General features: G+C 41.4%; 2 protein-coding genes. Both read left to right on the plus strand.

Translation table 11 applies throughout. The features are described from left to right. Positions 1 to 49: 49 nt before the first annotated feature. On the plus strand, positions 50 to 523 hold the full coding sequence (locus A3739_RS04525; RefSeq protein ID WP_068482618.1) for a DUF2489 domain-containing protein: 474 nt from the start codon (positions 50 to 52) through the stop codon (positions 521 to 523). A 39-nt stretch (positions 524 to 562) separates the two neighbouring features. Next, the coding region (locus A3739_RS04530; protein WP_068500489.1) for an efflux RND transporter periplasmic adaptor subunit at positions 563 to 1435 on the plus strand (873 nt) is incomplete at its 3' end.

Genomic DNA, 1435 nt, shown 5'->3' on the forward strand with positions numbered 1-1435 from the left:
CCCTCCCAACTATGGTCGATTGCGACTACATTATTGATAGAGCGGCGATATGAGCAACGTTTCTGAGTATGAACTTTGGACCTATAGTGTTGTAGGCTTAGTTTGTATTGTCTTATTGAGCTGGGCGATTACAAAACAGCTTCGAGCATTGAAGCAAGAAAATAACGCTAGACGAGAGTTAAGACTAAAAGAAGCTGAACGACGTAAATTTTTGTTAGACAGCGTTTATGTGCTTTGTAAATCGGTACTTGATAAGCAAGTAGAAATCTCTGAGGCCTGTATGCGGGTTAAGCTCTTAATAGATCATTTTGATTCAACACTGCATGAGCGTCATGACTTTAAAGTATTTAACGATGTATACGATCGCTTAGAGCATATGCCGAGATTTGAAGCGAGGAAGCGTTTATCTAGGCGTGAAATGAAGGCCCTAGATCAAGAGCGTTATGAAGTCGAAGCCGAATATGAGGACGAAGTTAAAAAAGCGTGTGTCGCTTTGCTAGCCCATTTGTCTTCTTTACACTAAACGGCATGTTATTAGGAATGCAACTAGTAAGGAAATTATATGTTAAAGCGCATTTTAATCATTTCATTGGTGATCTGGTTTACGGCATGCTCATCAGAAGAAGCGACCGTCACTGAACCTCAGTTGCGTCCCGTAAAAACGTTTATTGTGGGAGGTTCTGACGAGGGCGCGATGCGAAGCTTTCCAGGTGTTGTTGATGCAAACCAAAAAGCCGAGCTGAGTTTTAGAGTCAGCGGAAAATTAACCAGCTTAAACGTAAAAGAAGGCGATCTAGTTACGGAGGGCCAGTTACTTGCTACCTTGGATGACTCGGACTTTAATATAGAGCTTCAAGAAGCTCAGGCTAGTTATTCAAAGGCTAAAGCTGATCTCGATAGAGCGAAATTATTAATTCAAAAAGGGCATATATCCAAAGCCGATTTCGATAAGTTAACATCTGCTGAAGTGGGAGCTAAAGCTCATTTAGATTCTATAAAACAGAAGCTCATTTATTCACAGTTAAAAGCCCCTTTTACAGGTCAAGTGGCAAAGCGTTACATTGAAAACTTCCAAGAAGTCGGCGCATCGCAAACTATCTTTCTACTGCAAGATCTTAGCAGTTTAGAGGTGAGTGTTGATATTCCTGCATCGGTTATGGTCAATGCAAAGCGCGATATCTCGACAATAGCCATCAACGCCCAATTTGATGCTATCCCAGATAGAAAATTCCCCCTAAAGGTTAAAGAAGTTTCGACTGTTCCTGACGAGGTGACACAGACATATTCAGTGAAACTAAGAATGGAAAATGTACCGGGTTACAACATCCTACCTGGAATGACTACGACAGTTAAGGCGAGTAATCCTGTTGCGACAGGCCAAACAATTTTTATCCCTAGTAGTACAATCTCAGGGTCAGATGAGCAAGCATATGTT

Source organism: Oleiphilus sp. HI0067 (assembly GCF_001635735.1).

Bases quoted from the DNA above. Each gene is read 5' to 3' on its own strand.
- A3739_RS04525 (WP_068482618.1), top strand. From the start codon at position 50: ATGAGCAACGTTTCTGAGTATGAACTTTGGACCTATAGTGTTGTAGGC.